Annotated in this window: 1 protein-coding gene; it reads right to left on the bottom strand. The window is 77.8% G+C overall.

Annotation, left to right across the window (positions count from 1 at the left end; translation table 11 throughout):
* Nucleotides 1–1,750 (bottom strand): YfhO family protein (locus tag CCN56_RS28940; protein WP_086830933.1); only part of this gene is annotated, 1,750 nt, incomplete at both ends.

The following is a 1,750-nucleotide window of genomic DNA, read 5'->3' on the forward strand; positions in this document are numbered from 1 at the left end:
GAGGCCGCCGTACGGGACCGGGGCGGCGCCCTCGCAGTGCCAGCCCGCGAGGTGCGGGGTCGCCACGACCGCCGTGCCCGTGGAGCCCGGCGGGAGGACGGCCCGGATGCCGTCGGACGTGACCCGGACCGAGGTCGCCGCGCGGGCGCGCAGGGCCGTCACCGCCGTTCGCAACCGATGCCGGTCCAGGCAGCCCAGTTCGCCGGGGCCCGGGAGGTCCGGCTTCAGGCCGGGGACCCGTTGGACGCCCAGGGACGTCAGGGCCGCGCGGCGCTTCGGCCGCCCGCCCAGGAGGTGGGCCTCGCGGTCGCCCAGGCGGGCCGTGCCCGTGGCGTCCGGGGCCCAGAGGAAGGCCTCCGTACCGACGCGGCACGCGCCCGCGTGCGGAGCCTCGTAGACCTTGGCCCCGAGGAGGAGTTCCTGGTTGCGGAAGGGCGACGGGCCGTAGGCCGGGAGCGGGCCCCCGGGCCGTACCGTCACCAGGGGCAGGTACGCGTCCGTACGGACGACCTCGCCGTCCCGCCACCGCGCGCCCACCCCGAACAGCGCGTCCGTCACCGGGTTGTCCAGGCTCAGCAGGTTCCGGCCGCGCGAGGTCCAGCCCCCGCCGAGCGCGGCGAGGGTCTCCGTCAGGACCGCCGGGGTGTGGCTGCTGTAGTACGCGGCGCCCTGGCCGCCCAGGAGCAGCGGATCGTTGCCCGCGACCCGGGGCAGCCCGGAGTCCGTGCGGTACGCGGGCCAGCCGTCGGCCGCCGCGAGGGCCGCCGCCCGCCGCTCGTGCTCCGCGCCCCACGGCGGGTAGTCGTCGAGCCGGGCGAGCCGCTCCCGGTCCGCGTACGCCGTCGTCGCCGCCGTCTGCCCGAGCAGGGTGCCGGCCACGAGGAGCGCGGCGAGCAGCCCGTACCGGCCCCGGCGGGGGAGGAGGAACGCGCCCGCCACCGCCGCCAGGCCCGCGCCCGCGAGCAGCAGCGACCAGGAGGTGAGCAGGGCGCTCGGCAGGGCCCCGGCCGCGAGGGCCAGCACGACCGCCGTCCCGCCGAGGAGCGACCTGCGGTCCGGGAGGCCGTGCGCGAGGCCCGTCCAGGCGGCGAGGACGAGGACGCCGGACAGGACGAAGGTCTGGCGGTACGGGCTGCCGTTCGGGGTGGCGAAGGCGTGCCAGGCCAGGTGCGTCGGGCCCCACTGCATCGACAGCGCGACCGCCGCGCACAGGCCGCCCCACAGCCACCGCTCCCGGCCCGGCGCGTCCCGGCGGAAGAGCAGCGCCCCCGCGAGCAGCGGCACCGCCGTGCAGACGAAGGCCGCCGGGGTCGCGAAGCTGTACGTCACCGGGAGCAGCCGGGCCAGGAAGTCCGTACCGGCCGCCGGGGCGAAGTCCCGGACGACGCCCGGGTAGGCGTGCCGGGAGCCGAGGAAGACGGGGACGAGGACGGGCGCCGCGAGGCCGATGCCGATCCCGGTCGTCAGCGCCGCCCGCCCCAGGGCACGTACGCGGAAGGAGTCCGTGAGCGCCAGCCGGACCAGGAGCACCAGGGCGGCGCCCAGGGTCGCCATGTACGCCGTGTAGAAGTTCGCGAGCCAGCAGACCGCCACCACCAGCGGGCCCAGGAGCGGCCGCCGGCCCTCCCGCACCCACTCGCCGACCAGGCAGAGCAGCGGGAAGGCGATCAGGCCGTCCAGCCACATCGGGTTGTACGTGCCCTCCGCGAGCGACCAGCCGCACAGCGCGTACGAGGCGCCGAGCACGGAC

This window comes from Streptomyces sp. NRRL B-24572, from assembly GCF_002156145.1.
Lineage (GTDB): Bacteria > Actinomycetota > Actinomycetes > Streptomycetales > Streptomycetaceae > Streptomyces > Streptomyces vietnamensis.